The organism is Fretibacterium sp. OH1220_COT-178 (genome assembly GCF_003860125.1).
Lineage (GTDB): Bacteria > Synergistota > Synergistia > Synergistales > Aminobacteriaceae > CAJPSE01.
Map to the genome: position 1 here is coordinate 43,383 of NZ_RQYL01000020.1, position 16,934 is coordinate 60,316.

General features: G+C 64.0%; 17 protein-coding genes. 3 read left to right on the forward strand and 14 right to left on the reverse strand.

What is annotated here, in order from left to right:
- Nucleotides 1–21 precede the first annotated feature (21 nt).
- Both EII26_RS08995 and EII26_RS09000 read left to right on the forward strand, forming a co-directional pair.
- Complete coding sequence (locus tag EII26_RS08995; protein WP_124888822.1) at nucleotides 22–771, forward strand: IclR family transcriptional regulator; 750 nt, start codon at nucleotides 22–24, stop codon at nucleotides 769–771.
- A 392-nt stretch (nucleotides 772–1,163) separates the two neighbouring features.
- On the forward strand, nucleotides 1,164–2,510 hold the full coding sequence (locus EII26_RS09000; protein ID WP_199735157.1) for a GntP family permease: 1,347 nt from the start codon (nucleotides 1,164–1,166) through the stop codon (nucleotides 2,508–2,510).
- Between the two features lie 171 nt (nucleotides 2,511–2,681).
- Here the strand turns inward: EII26_RS09000 and rpsI are convergent, their stop codons facing one another.
- The 14 genes from rpsI to EII26_RS09070 all read right to left on the reverse strand — a co-directional run bounded on the left by rpsI (nucleotide 2,682) and on the right by EII26_RS09070 (nucleotide 15,565).
- Nucleotides 2,682–3,077, reverse strand: coding sequence for a 30S ribosomal protein S9 (gene rpsI / locus EII26_RS09005; RefSeq protein ID WP_124888824.1), 396 nt, complete (start codon nucleotides 3,075–3,077; stop codon nucleotides 2,682–2,684).
- Between the two features lie 24 nt (nucleotides 3,078–3,101).
- Complete coding sequence (rplM, locus tag EII26_RS09010; protein ID WP_124888825.1) at nucleotides 3,102–3,533, reverse strand: 50S ribosomal protein L13; 432 nt, start codon at nucleotides 3,531–3,533, stop codon at nucleotides 3,102–3,104.
- 210 nt (nucleotides 3,534–3,743) lie between these two features.
- Nucleotides 3,744–4,772, reverse strand: a complete 1,029-nt coding sequence (locus tag EII26_RS09015; protein ID WP_124888826.1) for a nicotinate phosphoribosyltransferase — start codon at nucleotides 4,770–4,772, stop codon at nucleotides 3,744–3,746.
- A gap of 23 nt (nucleotides 4,773–4,795) precedes the next feature.
- A complete protein-coding gene (gene secG / locus EII26_RS09020) occupies nucleotides 4,796–5,017 on the reverse strand; it encodes a preprotein translocase subunit SecG (protein ID WP_124888827.1) in 222 nt (73 codons plus the stop codon).
- A gap of 79 nt (nucleotides 5,018–5,096) precedes the next feature.
- Nucleotides 5,097–5,717, reverse strand: coding sequence for a non-canonical purine NTP pyrophosphatase (locus tag EII26_RS09025; protein WP_124888828.1), 621 nt, complete (start codon nucleotides 5,715–5,717; stop codon nucleotides 5,097–5,099).
- Nucleotides 5,707–6,465, reverse strand: coding sequence for a ribonuclease PH (gene rph, locus EII26_RS09030; RefSeq protein ID WP_124888829.1), 759 nt, complete (start codon nucleotides 6,463–6,465; stop codon nucleotides 5,707–5,709). The genes EII26_RS09025 and rph overlap by 11 nt, the downstream gene beginning before the upstream one ends.
- A gap of 1 nt (nucleotide 6,466) precedes the next feature.
- Nucleotides 6,467–7,180: a GerMN domain-containing protein gene (locus EII26_RS09035; protein ID WP_158612231.1), complete on the reverse strand. Its 714-nt coding sequence runs from the start codon at nucleotides 7,178–7,180 to the stop codon at nucleotides 6,467–6,469.
- A 39-nt stretch (nucleotides 7,181–7,219) separates the two neighbouring features.
- The gene (locus tag EII26_RS09040; RefSeq protein ID WP_158612232.1) at nucleotides 7,220–8,881 is read right to left on the reverse strand and encodes an N-acetylmuramoyl-L-alanine amidase family protein; all 1,662 of its coding nucleotides are present in this window, start codon (nucleotides 8,879–8,881) and stop codon (nucleotides 7,220–7,222) included.
- A gap of 30 nt (nucleotides 8,882–8,911) precedes the next feature.
- Complete coding sequence (ltaE, locus tag EII26_RS09045; protein ID WP_342447309.1) at nucleotides 8,912–9,952, reverse strand: low-specificity L-threonine aldolase; 1,041 nt, start codon at nucleotides 9,950–9,952, stop codon at nucleotides 8,912–8,914.
- A 155-nt stretch (nucleotides 9,953–10,107) separates the two neighbouring features.
- Nucleotides 10,108–10,941, reverse strand: coding sequence for a PHP domain-containing protein (locus EII26_RS09050; RefSeq protein WP_124888833.1), 834 nt, complete (start codon nucleotides 10,939–10,941; stop codon nucleotides 10,108–10,110).
- A 3-nt stretch (nucleotides 10,942–10,944) separates the two neighbouring features.
- The gene (locus EII26_RS09055; RefSeq protein ID WP_233572686.1) at nucleotides 10,945–11,487 is read right to left on the reverse strand and encodes a chemotaxis protein CheW; all 543 of its coding nucleotides are present in this window, start codon (nucleotides 11,485–11,487) and stop codon (nucleotides 10,945–10,947) included.
- A 79-nt stretch (nucleotides 11,488–11,566) separates the two neighbouring features.
- Nucleotides 11,567–12,934 (reverse strand): MATE family efflux transporter, encoded by a 1,368-nt coding sequence (locus EII26_RS09060; RefSeq protein ID WP_158612233.1) that lies wholly within the window; start codon nucleotides 12,932–12,934, stop codon nucleotides 11,567–11,569.
- Between the two features lie 272 nt (nucleotides 12,935–13,206).
- Nucleotides 13,207–15,255, reverse strand: a complete 2,049-nt coding sequence (locus EII26_RS09065; protein ID WP_158612234.1) for a heavy metal translocating P-type ATPase — start codon at nucleotides 15,253–15,255, stop codon at nucleotides 13,207–13,209.
- Nucleotides 15,256–15,289: 34 nt separating this feature from the next.
- A complete protein-coding gene (locus EII26_RS09070; RefSeq protein WP_124888836.1) occupies nucleotides 15,290–15,565 on the reverse strand; it encodes a metal-sensing transcriptional repressor in 276 nt (91 codons plus the stop codon).
- A 295-nt stretch (nucleotides 15,566–15,860) separates the two neighbouring features.
- Here EII26_RS09070 and EII26_RS09075 point away from each other — a divergent pair, with 295 nt between their 5' ends.
- Complete coding sequence (locus tag EII26_RS09075) at nucleotides 15,861–16,802, forward strand: CBASS cGAMP-activated phospholipase (RefSeq protein ID WP_233572687.1); 942 nt, start codon at nucleotides 15,861–15,863, stop codon at nucleotides 16,800–16,802.
- Nucleotides 16,803–16,934 lie beyond the last annotated feature (132 nt).

Consider the following 16,934-nt stretch of genomic DNA (forward strand, 5'->3'; position numbering starts at 1 on the left):
GACGAAAGGCAATGATCGCAGGTGAAAGAGGAGACGGTGCGCTCGGTCGAACGCGCCTTCGCAGTGCTGAACGTCTTTACCCTGGACGAGCCGCAATTGACGCTGAACCGGATCGCCGAGAAGATCGGTTTGCCCATGAGCACGACCCTCCGCTTTCTGAACACCCTGGTCGGGGTGGGGGCCCTGAGCCGTACCGGCCAACGGACCTACTCCCTCGGCAGCAGAATCTATCTTCTGGGCGCCGTGGCTCGGGGGCACTACAAGCCGTACCAGGTGATCCATCCCTACATGGAGCGGATGCGGGACAAGACCAAGGAGGCCGTCTCCCTCTACGGCATCGAGGAGGAATGCCGGATCTGCTACGAGCACGTTCCGAGCCTTCTGACCATGCGGTGCGTCGTCCGGGTGGGCGACCGTTTTCCGCTGTGGGCCGGAGCGTCGGGCAAGGTGCTGTTGGCCTACGCCTCCGAGGACGTCGTCCGAAGAGAATTGGCGAAACTGACCCCCATCACCCGGGGGACGATTACCGACGAGGGCGCCTTCCGCAGGGACCTCGAGCTCATACGCAACCGGGAATACGCGATCAGTCGCGGAGAACGGGAGGACGGCATCCTCTCCATCGCCGTCCCCATCTTCGACTGGCAGGGAAATGCCGTCTACGCCTTTTCTCTTGCCGGCCCGGCCCTGAGATTCACCGAAAAAAAGGCGGTCGGCCTCGTCCCGGAGATTCAGCAGCTCTGCGTCGAGATCTCCCGGAAACTTTTCGCCTGATCGGCCCCCTCGTTTCAAACAAAAACCGACGCCCGCCGCCCCAGTCCGCACTATCGGACCGGGGCCGCATTTTAGCCGTTCTTCCCCCTCGGAACGGTCCCCGCAGAAACGGCTTTTTGCAGAAGAGAGGTATGCGTGCTAAAATTTTGGAGATGAGAGTCGACCGAACCCCAACCTCTTTCCGAGCCATTCGCCAACGCCGAACAACGAACCAGTACGGAGATCGTCGCCCAAGCCCGCTCTCATCGCTTCAGTGAGCACACAAAGGAACCGCCCCAGATCGAAAGTTCGAGAAACAGGCGGGCGAGCGAAGAAAAGGACGAGGTATGCGAGCGACCTGAAATTGGAACAACAATCGAGACAGAGGTGATCGCATCATGGTATCGGGCTCTATGCTTCTTGTCATTCTTGTCGTATCGATCGTCATCATGGTCTTCATGATCTCCAAGTTTCGGATTCATCCGTTCGTATCGCTCTTCACCGTAGCGCTGCTCATGGGTCTGGCCTCCGGCATGCCCCTTCTGGAGGTGACCAACACCATATCCACCGGTTTTGGAAACACGTGCCGCTCCATCGGCATCGTCATTCTGTTCGGCACGATCATCGGGGCGATGCTGGAGGGGAGCGGGGCCGCGATCACGATGGCGGACACCGTCCTGAAACGCGTGGGAGAAAAACGCCCCGCCCTGGCCATGAGCATCATCGGGTGGATCGTCTCCATCCCGGTCTTCTGCGACTCGGGCTTCGTCATCCTCTCCTCCCTCAACCGCTCCCTGGCCAAGCGCAGTGGAACCAGGATGGCGACCATGGCCATCGCGCTCTCCACAGGGCTTTACGCCACGCACACCCTGGTTCCTCCGACCCCCGGCCCCATCGCCGCCGCAGGAAATCTGGGAGCGGATCTCGGGCTCGTCATCCTCTGGGGCGCCGCCGTATCGATCCCCGCCATGTTGGCCGGCTATCTCTACGCCGTCACCGTGGGGAGCCGTATCGAGGTGAGGGCGTCGGACGACGACGACTGGGAAGCGCTGCTCCACCGTCACCTCAAACTTCCCTCCCCCACACAGGCGTTCGCCCCCATCGTCGTCCCGCTGCTCCTGATCGCCCTGAGTTCGGCAGTGAACTATCCCACCATCCTCGCCCTGGTCGGCAAGGGCTCGGCGCTTCACTCGGCGGCCTCCTTCATAGGCAGCCCCATGATCGCCCTCTTCGTCGGTCTGCTTCTCTGCATCCCGCTCGTCCCCTCCCACAGAGACAGAGGAGACGAGGACTGGAGCAACTGGCTCACCAAGGGCGTCAAGGACGGAGCCTCGATCATCATGATCACGGCCGCAGGGGGCAGCCTGGGAGCCATCATCGCCGCGACGAAGGTCGGTGCGTACATCGGCGAGCAGCTGGCGCAGTTCCGGCTCGGGGTCTTCCTTCCCTTCATCATCTCCGCAGCCCTGAAGACCGCTCAGGGCTCCTCCACCGTAGCGCTCATCACGACCTCCGGCATCGTCGCGCCGCTTCTTTCCTCTCTTGGCCTGGGAGCGCCCATGGGCGCGGTGCTCGCGACCCTTTCCATCGGATGCGGCGCCATGGTGGTCTCGCACGCAAACGACTCCTACTTCTGGGTCGTGACTCAGTTCTCGGATATGGAGGTCGGCGACGCCTACAAGGCCCAGACCGTCGCCACGTTCATCGAGGGGGTCGTAGGGGTGATCGGTGTTTGGATCGTCTCGCTGTTCCTGCTCTGACCGCAGACACGGACCTGCGAACGGAGGCCCTCCGGCGAAACGGGCACGAAAATCATCGTCGGGAATGGAATGAGGATTGGAAGCACAAGACAAAAGGGACGGGCCCGAAGGCTCGTCCCTTGTTTGCCGCTTGCCGTGTGGTACGAATACCGCTCTTTTCCGCCGATCCGATCAGCGCTTGGAGAACTGCCTCTTGCCCCGGGCGCCCTTCTGACCGAACTTCTTGCGCTCGACCATGCGGGGGTCCCGAGTCAGAAGCCCCTCCTTCTTCAAAGCGGGGCGCAGATCGGGGTTCATCCGAATAAGCGCGCGGGCGATCCCCATCTTGATTGCGCCCGCCTGTCCCGTCAACCCGCCTCCCGAGGCATTGACGAAGACGTCGACCTTCCCCTCCAGGTTCGCCACCTTCAGGGACTGCAAAACCTGCGCCTGCCAAACCAGGCGCGGGAAGTACTCCTCGACCGTCCGGTCGTTGATCTTGAGCTCTCCGTTGCCCGGGCAAAGCCTCACGCGGGCCAGGGCGTTCTTGCGGCGGCCCGTTCCCCAGCAATAGCTATTTTCCTGCATCTGCCTGTCCTCCTGCCTCGAAACTTATATGTCAAGCGCTTCCGGCGCCTGAGCGACGTGGGGATGGTTGGGGCCCGTGTACACCTTGAGCTTGCTCGCATACTTCAGACGGGTCTTGGGAAGCATACCCTTCACGACGTGCTCGAACAGAAACTCCGGACGCTTCTCGAGCATCCTCTCCCAAGGGATGGAACGGTACCCGCCGGGATGGCCCGTATGGTAATGATAGTGGGACTGAGCGCCCTTGCGGCCCGTCAGCCTGACCTTGTCCGCGTTCACGACGATGACGTAATCCCCCGTATCCACGTGGGGCGTGAAGGTCGGCTTATGCTTGCCCGTCAGAACCCGCGCGATACGCGCCGCCAGACGACCGATGGGCCTGTCCGTCGCATCGACGATGAACCACTTTCTCTCCACCTGGCCGGGCTTGGCCAGATAGGAACTGCTGCCTGCCATCTTGTTTCCTCCTCAAACTCGAACCGGCCCCGCCTTCCAGGACGGCGTCCGTCGTTTTTTCATCTATATTTACAGCAGAACAACGCCTTTCTATCGTCAGGCCGACAAAACAAAGCCCTTTATCCACCTCGGATTTGTGGCAGGGGGCCATCCGGGAAGATCCGGCCTTCCAGCCGGCCGCTCGATTCAAGCGTTGCGCCTTACAGACCTTTATTGTATACGAACCAGACGATCGTTCGCAAGTACCCCGGGCAACCTTCCGCGTTTCGCCACGGACCGGCCGTCGATCTCCTTCAGATCCATCGTCATGTCCATGGGAACCGCATGGGCGATGTAGCTCCCGACCCCGAACACATCCGCGCCGACCTCCGCGAGGTCGGCGATGCGCTTCGGGTTGAGTCCCCCGGAGACCACGATCTTCACACGGCCGAATCCCGCCTGATCCAGACGAAAACGCACTTCGCGCACCAGATCCAGGGTAACGCCGCCCCGCTCTCCGGGCGTGTCCAGACGTATGGCATCCAATCTGTCGCCCAACGCCTCGGCAAGCCTCAGGGACTCCTCGCACTCGTCCTTGAAGGTGTCCACCAGGAAAACCCGCCCCAGTCCGGCCGGAAGGGCCGCATCGTAAGCGCGGGCCAGCTGCAGGGTATCCCCCACGATCAGAACCGCCGCATGGGGTACGGTCCCCGAGGGCTCGAGGCCGCAGAGCTTCGCGCCCAGAACCGAGCTCGCCCCCGCACAGCCCCCGACCTGAACCGCGACCGCATCCATGACGGAGGCCACGGCGGGATGAACGTGACGCGCGCCAAAGGAGAGCACGGGCTTGCCTCCCGCCGCGTCGACGCACTCGCGCGCCGCCGTCGCCCAGGCCGTGGAGCTCGAGAGAAAACCCAGAAGGGTCGTCTCGTAGACGCCAAACGCTCCATAGGGACCTCGAATGCGGACCAACGTCTCCTTCGGGGCAAAACGCTCCCCCTCCGGCAGCGCCTCGACCTCCACCGGAAGCCCCTTCAGGAGCTCCATCAGCTCGGCGAGCCCCGCAAACAAACCGGAGGAACGCGTAAAGATCTCCGCCGTGACGGGAACATCCAACCGGCCCGTGGAGGCCAGCACGTCCCGGGTGTTGACGAAGTAGACATCCGTCGTCGCCCCCGAGCGTATTTCCTCGTGCGTGGCGCTCAAAAGACGACGTTTCTCGGTCTTGAAATCCGTTACATCCCTCAGGGAATTCAGCATCGCATCAACGCGTCCGGCCTCCGTCAGGGCAACAGGGCAAGGACGAGGGAGGTCAGCATGAACACGGAGGCGAGGACGACCGTAACCTTCGTCAGCCCCGTGAAACGCTGCCACTGCCCCGTATCCGCCTGAGTTCCGCCCCCGAAGACGCCCGAGAAGCCCCCCTGTTTGCGATGCTGCGCCAGCACCACAATCATCAGCAGCACGGCAATCACAATATGCACCAAAGAAAGCAAAGTCCGCACCTGAAAACTCCTCCTCCGGAAAAAATCGGAGCGCTCTCGAAGGATCGAACGCCCGATCATTTGTCAAGCATTCATTTTATCATACATCCACCGCATGCGGGGAATCCCCCGAACTTCCTTCACAGGACAGAAGCTCCTGCAAAACCCGGAGGGCGGCGGCACGGTGCGATATGGCGTTCTTCACGGCAGCCGGCAGAGCGGCGAACGAGACGTCGAAACCGTCCGGCAAAAAGAGCGGATCGTAGCCGAAGCCCCCCTCTCCCGACGGATGCTCCGCGAGCCGGCCCGGGCAGTCCCCCTCGCAGACCAGGGTCCATGCCCCGGGGATCGACAGGGCCAGGGCTGCGACGAAGCGGGCCCTGCGATCCTTCCGCCCCGCCATCCCGCCCAAAAGCCAGCGATTTCGATCCTCGTCCGTCCCCTCCACGATGCGGGCGGAGCGGACGCCCGGCCCCCATTCCAGTGCCGCAACCTCGAGGCCGCTGTCGTCCGCCAGGCTCGGCAGACCCGACGCCCGAGCCCAGGCCCGAGCCTTCAGCATGGCATTGACCGCGTAGGTGTCCCCCGTCTCGTCCACGACGAGGGCACCGACCTCCGGAGCGAACAAAAGACGCCCGACGAAGGAATCCGGCAGCATCGCCCGGAACTCCTCGTACTTGCCCCGGTTCCCCGTGGCCAGGAGCAGCGTTTCAAAAAACAAGGGGGGCCCGCTCCTCCTCCGAGAGCGCCAGGGCCGAGAGCTGGCGCTCTCGGATCTCGCGGCACCCTTTCAGACAGAGGTCGAAGATGCGGTCGGCCTCGGACCGAGAAAAAGGGGCCTCCTCCCCGGTCCCCTGGATTTCGACGAAACGATCGGCGTGATCGGCAACGACGTTGACGTCGGCGCTCGCCGCCCGATCCTCCGCGCTGTCGAGGTCGAGGCAGGCAACGCCCCCGACGATCCCCGCACTGATGGCGGAGACGCACGACACAAGCGGCAGCGCGCCGAATGCCCCCCCGTCCCGAAGGGTCCTCAGGGCGTCCACCAGGGCGACGTACCCGCCGTTCACGGACGCCACGCGCGTCCCTCCGTCGGCCTGGAGGACATCGCAGTCTATGGTGACGGTACGCGGCCCCAGACGATGCAGATCCACGGAGATCCGAAGAGCCCGGCCGATCAGGCGCTGGATCTCCGCGCTGCGCCCGCTGATCCCGGACCGGGAGGCGCGCTGAGTCCGGCGATCCGTGGAACGGGGCAACATCGCGTACTCCGCGGTAATCCAGCCCTGATCCGTGCCGCGCAGGAAGAGGGGCACCCTGTCCTCGACGGTGGCAGTGCAGAGGACCCGGGTCTCGCCGAGTACGGCCAGCACGGAGCCCTCCGCATAACGCGTGTAATGCCGCTCGAAGGACACGGGGCGCAACGCATCGTACGGCCGTGTTCTCCGCTCCGGAACCGTGCCGTCCATCCTACGAGCGCGGCAGCTGCCAGGGCACGGTCAGGTCGACAGGCGCCCCGGCCGAGGCGACCGCGCCATCGATCAAAAAGCGAACTTTCACGATGGGCGGAAAATTGTCCTGCATCGTCCGTACGATGCCCGTGATCAAAAACTGGCTGTTCCGCTGCCCGAGCTTGGCCAGAGCCTGTGCGAAGGCCCCGGACAGGTCCAGAAAAACCGTGTCCGCCCCTCGGAACACGTGCAGCACGCGCACGCCGGTCTCGGCCGTCTCGATGCCGCTCAGAACCAGGACGGCATGGACGGCGTCCCTGATGTTGTCCTCCTGGGCGTGCGAGACGAATCGGCGGGTCTCCTCGGCCAGCCCCCCATTCTTCAGGTGATAGAGCTTCAGGGAGAGCTGCTGGACATCCAGCTTCTGCCCGGAGGAAACCGGCACCGGCCTGGACCTTTCCTTTTCCGTGAAAGCCTCGAGCTCCTGCCTGTTCTCGACCCTGTTGTCCTTCTGCAGGAAACGCGTGTTCAGAAAACCCATCATCCAGGATGTCCCTAGATATCCGGCGACGAAGCAGAACAGGATCACCCCAAGCCAGGACAAGAGGCGCAACATCAGAGGAGCGCGTTTTTTTTCCGCTTTGCGGGCCTCCCGCCCGCGACGGCGCGACCTCCAGTCGAAGTCCTCTTCATCCCTGTAACGGCCGGCAGGATTATCCTCTCGACGCACCATGGTCATTCCCCCTACACCCTGCGCACTTGCGCGGCAATATCATTTCAGGTAGTCGACGATCCCCGCAGCCATGGCCTCGGCGATCCTCCTTTGGTACCCCGGATGAGCCAACAGCTTCGCCTCCTTGGCGTTCGTCACGAAACCGGTCTCCAAAAGCACCGCCGGCATCGCGGCTCCCCTCAGCACGAAGAAGGGCGCCTGGGCGACCCGCCTCATGGGAATCCCCTGCCGTTTTCCGGCCCCGAACAGGGACTCCGCCAGCTCCGTGCTCTCGCTGATCTTGTTGTTCTGCTGCATGTCGCCCAGGATACGGAGCAGGAGCTCCGTCTTGCGGTCCACCGCCGCAGCACCGCCGGACTTCTCCTCAACGTACTCGCGGTTCTCGATCTTCGCCAGCGCAAGCGCGTCCTTGTCCGTCGGCAGAGCCATGATATAGATCTCGAAACCTGCGGTGTTCCGCAAGGACGGCAGGGAATTGGCATGGATGCTGACGAAGACATCCGCGTCGGCCCGATTGGCGATCTCCGTCCGCTCCTGGAGCTTCAGGTAGACGTCGGTCCTGCGGGTCATGACCACCTCGAACCCCTTGGCCCTCAGGACGCCCTCCAGGGCCAGCCCGATCCCCAGGTTGATGTCCTTCTCGCGCACGCCGTTGGCCACAGCCCCCGGGTCCTTTCCTCCATGCCCGGGATCCAGGACGGCCAGGCGCTTCCCCTTCCTCCCCGCCGGAGCGCGCGTTACCTTCCTTTCGGGAACCGGCGGCGGCACCGGAGAGGGCTCGGGGACCGGGGCCGGCAGGACGCGAATATCGGCCGGCGATTCGAAGAAAAAGTCCAGGACGATGCGGCGGGGCGCATCCAGGGCCAAACGTTCCACCCGAACGCTCTTGGAATCGAAAACCAGCGAGACCCCCGAAGGCCCCCTCACCAGCTCGGCCGTGACGTTGCCATAAGGGGACGGCAACCCCTCGGGGGCCTCCACGGCGCCCGAGAACAGCACCCGAACCCTGCCGCCCTCGATCCTCATCTCCGGTTCCGCCCCATCGTTGCAGTCGATCACGGCCCGAACGCGCTCCCGCGAGGTGCTCCACCGCAGGGCCCGAATCTCTCCCTTGTTTTTCTCCGGCTGCGGCGTCCCCGCCTTCGGCAGAGGACGAGCCGCTTCCGCAACCCGAGGCTGCTCCCGGGGCCTTTCCCTTACGGGCTCCGGCGCTGCCTCCTCCTCCCCGGATCGGGCGGGCGGGGCCTCTGCGGCCGCAGGCGGCTCCTGAGGGGAGGGAGGCGTGTTCGCGGAGGGCGCATCCAGGTCAACCTCGAAGCGCAGCCGATTCCCCGCGCCCGAGCCGGATACCCTCTGAAACAGGGTCAGGGCGGACGGAATGTCCAGCCACCATCGACCGTCGCGCTCGAAGGCCGCCGCATAAAGCGGAACGAGGTTAAGATCCTTCCATGCAGCCACGGCGTTCAGGACGACTCGGATCCGCACGTCGTCCCGCACGAGGTGAAGCTCCTCCCCCGCCGCCGAGGCCTGAAACCCCAAAAGCGCTCCCGTATCCGCCAGGGAGACCCAGGGTTCCGACCCCGACCCGCTCGTCGTCGGGACGGACCCCAGGGCGTTTCCGCCCCGATAAAGGGTGGCACTCCCCCACGCCGGGCCCGCGGCCAGCACGGAAAGCAGCAGGAAGAGGCCGAAAATCAGCACGGGACATCTGGGACAGTTCAGGGGACGCATCTAGCTTCGGGACACCCCCACGATGAGCGAAGCCGCCTCTCGGGCCGCCTCGGCGCTCACGTCCAGGTGGGTGACCAGACGGAAGGTGTCCGGCGCGGATTTGTTGAAAAGGACCCCCTTCGACCGGCATGCCTCCAGAATCCTGTCGGCGGAGGAAACATCCTTGGCCTTGAAATAGACCATATTGGTGGGGCGTTTCGCCGCCGAGACCTCCAGGCCCCCCTCGGCCAGAATCTCCCCGATCCGGCGGGCGTTCTCGTGATCCTCCGCCAGGCGGTCGATATTGTTCCTCAGGGCGTACAGCCCCGCAGCGGCCACGACCCCAACCTGACGCAGCCCGCCGCCCAGCCGCTTGCGCCAGAAGCGCGCGCGTGCGACGAAATCGCGCGACGCACAGAGCAGGCTGCCCATCGGGGCCCCCAAGCCCTTGGAAAGACAGATCTGGACGCTGTCGGCGTCGCGAACCAGGTCGGCGGCCCGGACCCCGAGCGCCACCGCCGCGTTGAAGAGCCGGGCCCCGTCGATATGGACGCTCAAACCCCGGCTGTGGGCCCAGGACGCGCGCTCCGAGATCTCCTGAGGCGTGGAGGCGTGCCCCCCGCGCCGGTTGTTCGTGTTCTCGAAACAGACGAGCCGGGCCCGGACAAAGTGGACGTTATCCGCGGGCCTCAGTACCGCCTCCATCTCGGGGATGCCGGGCAGCCCCGAGGGATCGTCGGCCGCAAGGGGCACGACCCCGCCAAGACAGGCCATTCCTCCCCCCTCGAAGTTCAGGATGTGGGTCTCCCGGCCCAGGACAACCCCCTCCCCGCGGCCGCAGTGCGTCAGGATGGCCGTCAAATTGCCCTGGGTGCCCGAAGTGACGTAGAGGGCGGCCTCCTTGCCCAAAAGGCCGGCGGCCTCCTCCTCGAGGCGCAGAACCGTGGGGTCGTCGCCGTAGACGTCGTCCCCGACCTCCGCCTCCGCCATCGCCCTTCTCATCGCCGCGCAGGGCTTCGTCACCGTATCGCTTCGCAGATCTATGGGAAACAACAAACGCACCTCCAGCTCCGAATCACGAGACCTCATCCCCGCCACGAAGGCGCCCAGCCGTAACGAAAGGGCATCCCGGACGGCCTTCCGATCAAAAAACGCCGCTTCATCATCGAATCCGGTTCATCAAGCGAACCACCACGGAGGGTTTTCCTTCCGTCCGCTCAGAGCCCGCCGCAAAAGCGCGCCCACGGCAGGAGATCGTCCTCGACCAGACAGCCCGCTATCCTGGCCGGATGCCCCGGTCGCCCATGAAAGTCGCTCCCCCCGGTCGCGTAAAGACCGCGTCTTCCGGACTGGGTCAGACAACGCAAAACCTGGGCGGTGTCGGCGCCCTGGAACCAGCACTCCACCCCCCAGAGCCCCATCCCCTTCAAGCGATCCAGCACGGGCTCGAAACGGTCGGGATCCGGCAGGGAGACCAAGGGATGCGCCCAGACGGGAAGCCCCCCCGCGGCCCGAACGACCCGGATGCACTCCTCCACGGGCGAAAGGGACCGCGGGACATAGGCTGCGGCACCGCGCCCGAGGTAACGCACGAAAGCCTCGCGGACGGAGGCGACATGCCCCCTCTCCCGGAGGACCTGGGCAATGTGAGGACGCCCCACAACCCTGCCCCCCGCCACGGCCTCGATCTCCTCCATCACAATGGGAATACCGAGACCGTTCAGGAGCTCGCAGATCGCCAGATTCCGCTCTCGCCTCGCGACACGCGAGCGCTCCATGAGGGCGCTCAATTCGGGGGACGAAAGGTCGAAACGGTACCCCAGGATATGCAGCTCTCCCTCCGGGGAGTCGGACGAGAGCTCGACCCCCGCCACCCCCCGTATGCCCTGGCGACGGCACCCCGCCAGGAACGGAACGACCCCCTCCGCGGTGTCGTGATCGGTCAGGGAGGCGACGGCGACCTTGTGCCTACGCAATAAACGCACCAATTCCAACGGGCCGAACGCTCCATCGGAACAGGTGCTGTGGATGTGCAGATTGATCCGAATCAACGGCTATTCCTTCTCGGACTCCTCCTGGAGCATCAGGTCGAGCTCGAAAAGGGACGACACGTCCAGCAACAGGATCAATCGTCCATCGGCGGGCTTGGCCACCCACAGGACATAGCGCTTATCCATTGCGGACGAGAGCTTGGAGGCCGTCTCCAATTGGGAGTCATAAATCGTGCGAACCTCGCGGACCGAATTGACGACGATCCCGAACATGACGTCGCTGACGGACAGCACGACAATACGGGCCTCTTCGGTCAGAGGCGTGGTGGGCATTCCGATCTTGAGCTGCATGTCGAAGACCGGGACGATCGTACCCCGCAGGTTGATGACGCCGCGAATGTAGCCCGGCGCGTTGGGAACGCGGGTGATGAACGGCGGCACCCGCACGATCTCGCGGACGATGTTGACGTCGACCCCAAAATCCTCGTTTCCAAGCGCAAAGACGAGGTTGATATGCTCCTGTCCCAGGGATTCGACGTTGATGTCCTTCCCGATATCCTTCTGCAGCGCGCCCACGGCACCCGCATCCTTCACCTGTCCAGCCAAGTTCCGATCGCCTCCTTACGGGCCGCCTCAGCGATCCGTCTTCTCCCGGCCTCCTCGGGGGAGACCCCTGTCGGCTCCATTATAGCCTATTCCCCGGGGCACGTCGCGAACGAAGGGCCAAGAGGTGCCGGCCGTTCCACCAGAAATACGAAAAGGCCAGGGAGAACGAGATCGTGTCCGTGATGGGAAAAGCGCACCAGGCCCCCTTCAGGCCGAAGAGGCGGGACAGCCCCCAGACCAGGGGAATGATCAGGACAAACTGGCGCAGGACCGAGAAGCAGAGCGAGGGGATGCCCCGCCCTATCCCCTGGTAAAATCCGGAGCAGAGGATTTGAAAGCCCGCAAAAACGATTCCGAAGGCGATGAAGCGCGCTCCCGTCACCCCTCGGAAAATCAGCTCCGGATCGTCCGAGAATATTTCGAATACGCGGTCCGGGAAGAAGAACAGGATGCCGGCACCAAGGCAGCAGACCCCTGTGGCGGTCAGGGCCGACAGCTTGAGGGCCTGCCAGACCCTTCCCAGCTCGCCGGCCCCCCAATTGTATCCGACGACCGGGACCATCCCCTGATTCAGCCCGAAGATCGGCATCACGATCAGGGAGTTCGTGCGTTGAATGATGCCGTATGCGGCCATTCCCGCATCCCCCCCGTATCGGGCGAAGGTGTTGTTCAAAAAGCCGATCGTCAGGGCCACCCCGATCTGGTTCATGAAGGCGGACAACCCGACCCGGACGACCTCCGCCAGGACATGCCGGTCCGGCCTCAGCGAGGGCATGCCGGGGGTGAGGGCGCTTCTCCCTCCCGCGTAATAGCGGGTGAGCCACAGCGCCCCCATGATCTGGCTGGCCGCAGTGGCCCAGGCGGCTCCCGCCACTCCCATCCCCAGGCCAAAGATGAAGAGGGCGTCCAGAAAGACGTTCAACAGGCCTGAGAGCAGCATCGTGACCATGGCGACCCGGGCGTTCCCCTCCCCCCTCGCGGCATTGTGGCATACGATGGAATAGGAGAAGAGAGGGCTCGAAAGCGCCACGATGCGGACATACCTCACCGAGTCCGGTGCGATGGCCTCCGAGGCTCCGAGAAACCGCACGAGGTGCTCCGCCAGGACGATGTTGAGGACGGCCGCGGCCAGACCGAGCGCCAGGGAGGCCGACATGATGGTGCCCAATGCGCGCCGGGCACGATCGACGTCGTTCGCCCCCAGGCTCCTCGAGATCACGGAGACGCCGCCCGAGCCCAGCAGCATGGCGAAGGCCATGACGGCAATCTGGAGCGGAAAGGCCACGAACACCGCGGCGATGCCGTGGGGCCCGACGCCGCGTCCCACAAAAAAAGCGTCCACTACGTTATACAGGGACTGCACCATCATCCCCACTACGGAGGGCGCAGACAGGCGCAACAGGAGCTTTCCCATCGGCTCTCGTCCAAGCGCTTCTATATCCCGCATCGCATCACCCCGCATCCCCGTCGTTCGGCCCTCCCCTCCGCACCGCTCCGCGGCCCTCATGGACGGACGCGCCGTTCCTGCCCCCAAATACCGAACAGCAACGAGTTCTTCTCGGAGGGACCTCCATCATTTTACGCCATCCCCGCCGCTTGTCCGACAAAAAACGGCCCCGGACCTCCGCCCCCAGGCAAAAATCCAAGGCCGCAGCCTCCAACAAGCGCATTTCATCCTCGAAGAGCTCTGCCTGCACGCCCCAAGCTCTCCGGAGCGGGTCACGCAGCCGGGTATTCCGTCCCCCCTCCGGCCCGGGCCGCATTCAGAACGGCCAGCAGCGCCACTCCCACGTCGGCGAAGATCGCCTCCCAAAGGCCGATGGCCCCCAGGACCCCCAGCACCAGGAAAAGGAGCTTCATCCCCAGAGAGACCGCGATGTTCTCCCGCACGATCCGGCGCGTCCGGTGCGCGATCCCCACCAGCTCCGCCACCCGCGAGGGCGCATCGTTCAAGATGACGGCATCCGCGGCCTCGATGGCAACGTCGGACCCCAGGGCCCCCATGGCGATGCCCACCCGGGCCGAGGCCAGCAGAGGGGCGTCGTTCACCCCATCGCCCACGAAGGCCGCCCGCTCGTCCCCGACCAGCTCGCGGAGGGCCGTCACCTTCATCTCGGGCAGAAGTTCGGCTCGATAACCGTCCATCTTCAGCTCCCCGGCCACATGCTCCGCCGTCGTCCGGCGGTCGCCGGTCAGCATGTAGCAGCGGATGCCCCGGTCGCGCAGCGCCGCGACGGCACGCGCCGAATCCGCCCGCACGACGTCGGAGACCGCGATCGTGCCGAGGAAACGCCGCCCCCTCCCTACGTACACCACGGTCGCCGGAGAGCGCGTCGCCTTTTCGCAGACGCCCTCGACCCCGTTCTCCCGGAGCCAGGAGGCCCTGCCCGCAAGGAATCTTTCCCCATTCCAAAGGGCGCTCACGCCCTTGCCCGCGGCCTCCGAGGCCTCTATCCCCTTGGGATTGGCCGTGCCGAACGCCTCCCGGATGGAGCGGGCCAATGGGTGACCGGACAGGGCCTCGGCCACCCGGGCCGCCTCGCGGAGCTCCTCTTTGTCCACGCCCTCGGCGGGCTCCACGCCCGTGACCTGGAACACGCCCTCCGTCAAGGTCCCCGTCTTGTCGAACGCCACCGCCGAGACCTCGCTCACCGCGTCCAGGACCCCCCCTCCCTTGACCAGGATGCCGCGCTTCGATGCCGCCCCAATCCCCCCGAAATATCCCAGAGGCACGGAGATGACCAGGGCGCAGGGGCAGGAGACCATGAGGAGCACGAGCGCGCGATAGAACCATTCGCGCCATCCTCCTCCCATAACGAGCGGCGGGATCACAAAGGTGAGCAGGGCCGCCCCGAAGACGGCGGGCGTGTACCAAGCCGCGAAGCGCGTGACAAACCGCTCCACGGGCGACTTGTTCTCGGCGGCACGTTCCACCATGTTCAGGACGCGCGCGATCTCGGAGTCCTCGAAGGGGCCGGATGCCTCTACGACCAGAGACCCGTCCAGGCAAACCGTTCCGCCGTAAACTCCGGAGCCGGGCACAGCGCGCACGGGGACCGGCTCCCCCGTGATGGAGGCCGTATCCACCCTGGCCTCCCCCGAGACGATTTTTCCGTCCACGGGAATTTTCCCCCCCGGCCGCACCAGCACCCTCATCCCCGCGCGCACGGCTTCGGGGGCGATTTCCCTGACATCGTCCCCCTCGAGGACGTGCGCCACGGTGGGCTTCTCGGCGAGGAGCGACCGGATGGAGCGGCGCGAGCGCCCCACAGCCCGCTCCTGAAACCACTCCCCGAGCTGATAGAAGATCATGACGGCCAGGGCCTCGGGCAGTTCCCCCAGCCCGACCGCCGCAAAGGACGCACCTCCCATGAGGGTGAATTCATTGAAGAAGCGCCCGCTGCGGACGCTTCGCCACCCCTCGGCGAGGACCGGCGCCCCGCAGAGCAGGAAGGGGACCCCATAGAACAGACGGCGCTGCCAAACGGTGAAACCGCCCCCGATGACAAGCCCCACGACCAGGACCAGAGCCCCCATCACCAAAACGCACAGGTCCAGAAGATCCGAACGCTCCTCCGGCTCGTCCTTAAAAGGATTGACGTGCGAGCAGGCACATCCCTCGTGCCCACCACCCTCGGCAGCCGCATGCCCCCCATGGACATGGCCTCCGCAACACGCTTCTTCCGCGTGGACACCACAGCCACAATGCCCTTCGTGACCTACGCAGCAGGCTCCGACCGTCTCTTTTTCAAACTCCGTCTCCCGCATAGCCGTAACCCCCTGACTCGAAAAAACGAAAGAATCAAACCAGACGAGAAAACTGCTCCAGAGCGCCGGAAAGGCGATCCAGAATCTCGTCGCCATTACCCTGCTGGATCCCCTCCAGGACGCAGTGGTGCAGATGTCCCTCGAGGACGAACTGCCCCACCTTGTGCAGGGCCGCCTTGATCGAGCCGATCTGGATCAGAATGTCCTCGCAGGGCTTGTCCTCCTCCACCATGCGGACGATCCCCCTGACCTGCCCCTCGATACGCCTGAGACGCCGGATGATGTCCTTTTCGTCAATGCAGCGCAACACGAAAAATCCCTCCATTTTCGAAGAAGGATATACCCTATGGGGGTATCCAGATACCCCTATAGGGTATTCCTTTCCTGAAAAAAGTCAAGCCGCCAACCTGCGATTCGCTCCTTTTCGATCCTCCCGGCGGACAACGTAAGGAGAGGAAAGCCGGAGTTTTTTCCGGCCAAGCCGGGACGAATGCTTTTCTTTTAAAAAGGCATCTCCACATCCTCTTCCAGATTGCTATAATCTTGGACGGGGATTGTTCCGTACCCAACGCTCGGGACAGAGCCGATACCTTGTCCTTCTGGGGGTGCCGATCATCAGTAAAAACGCAGGGCCTTTCTACATTCTCTCAATCGACGGCGGCGGGATTCGCGGCCTCTTTCCCGCCCGGCTTCTCAAGTGCATCGAGACGGAGCTGAAGGTGCCGCTCTCGAAGCACTTCGGCATGTTCGCGGGGACGAGCACGGGATCCATCGTGGCGTCCTCTTTGGCCCATGCCGTCCCCATAGACCAGGTCATCGGGCTTTACCGCAACAGCGGCCCCGACATCTTCAGCCGTCAGCGATTTTGGGGGCCGAGAATCTTCGAACCCGCGGTCCGCAGCCGCTACCGCAAGCAGAAGCTCCTGGGCGCCCTGGCTCCCATGCTCGGCGGCGTCAGCCTGGGCTCGATCACCGTCCCTCTCGTCCTTCCGGCCACCGATATCGTCAACGGCAAGGCCCACCTTTTCCGCACAAACTACGTGAAGGACAAAAAACGGGACCTGGAGGTTCCGCTGCTGGACGCCGTCGTCGCCTCCTGCTCGGCGCCCACCTATTTCGATCCGACCCGGGTGGGAAATGTCCTGCTTGCGGACGGCGGTCTTTGGGCCAACAGCCCCTCCCTCGCCGCCGTAATCGAGGCACGGCAGAATCTGGAGATCGAGCTGGAGGACATCCGGGTGCTTTCCATCGGCACCGGGTACTCGCCAACGACCTACGGCCGCGAGGAGCGCAAGCGCTGGGGATTCATCAACGGCTGGAAGGGGACGGAGTTCGTCGATTTTCTGATGTTCCTCCAGGCCCGGTCGACGCATAACTATCTGGAAATGCTGTTCGACAAAAAGCAGTTTCTCCGCCTCAACTTCGAGTCGGAGGAACCGCTGCATTTGGACGACTGCTCCATCATGGACCGCCTGGAGGAAAAGGCACAGGAGGTCTTTCGGAACGACAGGGAGAGCATCCGGCGCTTCATGGAGGGCAACCTATGACTTCGGGCCACGGACAGGAAAAAATCCATAAAAAAGGTTCCTCGTTATTCTGTGTGGGTAAGGATGAGTTCGAAATTGTCAGAAGTGGTATAGTAGAGACATTATGAAAGACATTCAAGTGTTTGAAATCGC

Coding starts and splice junctions, on each gene's coding strand:
- EII26_RS09000 (WP_199735157.1), top strand. CDS start 1,164: ATGCTTCTTGTCATTCTTGTCGTATCGATCGTCATCATGGTCTTCATG.
- rpsI (WP_124888824.1), bottom strand. CDS start 3,077: ATGCAGGAAAATAGCTATTGCTGGGGAACGGGCCGCCGCAAGAACGCC.
- rplM (WP_124888825.1), bottom strand. CDS start 3,533: ATGGCAGGCAGCAGTTCCTATCTGGCCAAGCCCGGCCAGGTGGAGAGA.
- EII26_RS09015 (WP_124888826.1), bottom strand. CDS start 4,772: ATGCTGAATTCCCTGAGGGATGTAACGGATTTCAAGACCGAGAAACGT.
- rph (WP_124888829.1), bottom strand. CDS start 6,465: ATGGACGGCACGGTTCCGGAGCGGAGAACACGGCCGTACGATGCGTTG.
- EII26_RS09035 (WP_158612231.1), bottom strand. CDS start 7,180: ATGGTGCGTCGAGAGGATAATCCTGCCGGCCGTTACAGGGATGAAGAG.
- EII26_RS09060 (WP_158612233.1), bottom strand. CDS start 12,934: ATGCGGGATATAGAAGCGCTTGGACGAGAGCCGATGGGAAAGCTCCTG.
- EII26_RS09065 (WP_158612234.1), bottom strand. CDS start 15,255: ATGCGGGAGACGGAGTTTGAAAAAGAGACGGTCGGAGCCTGCTGCGTA.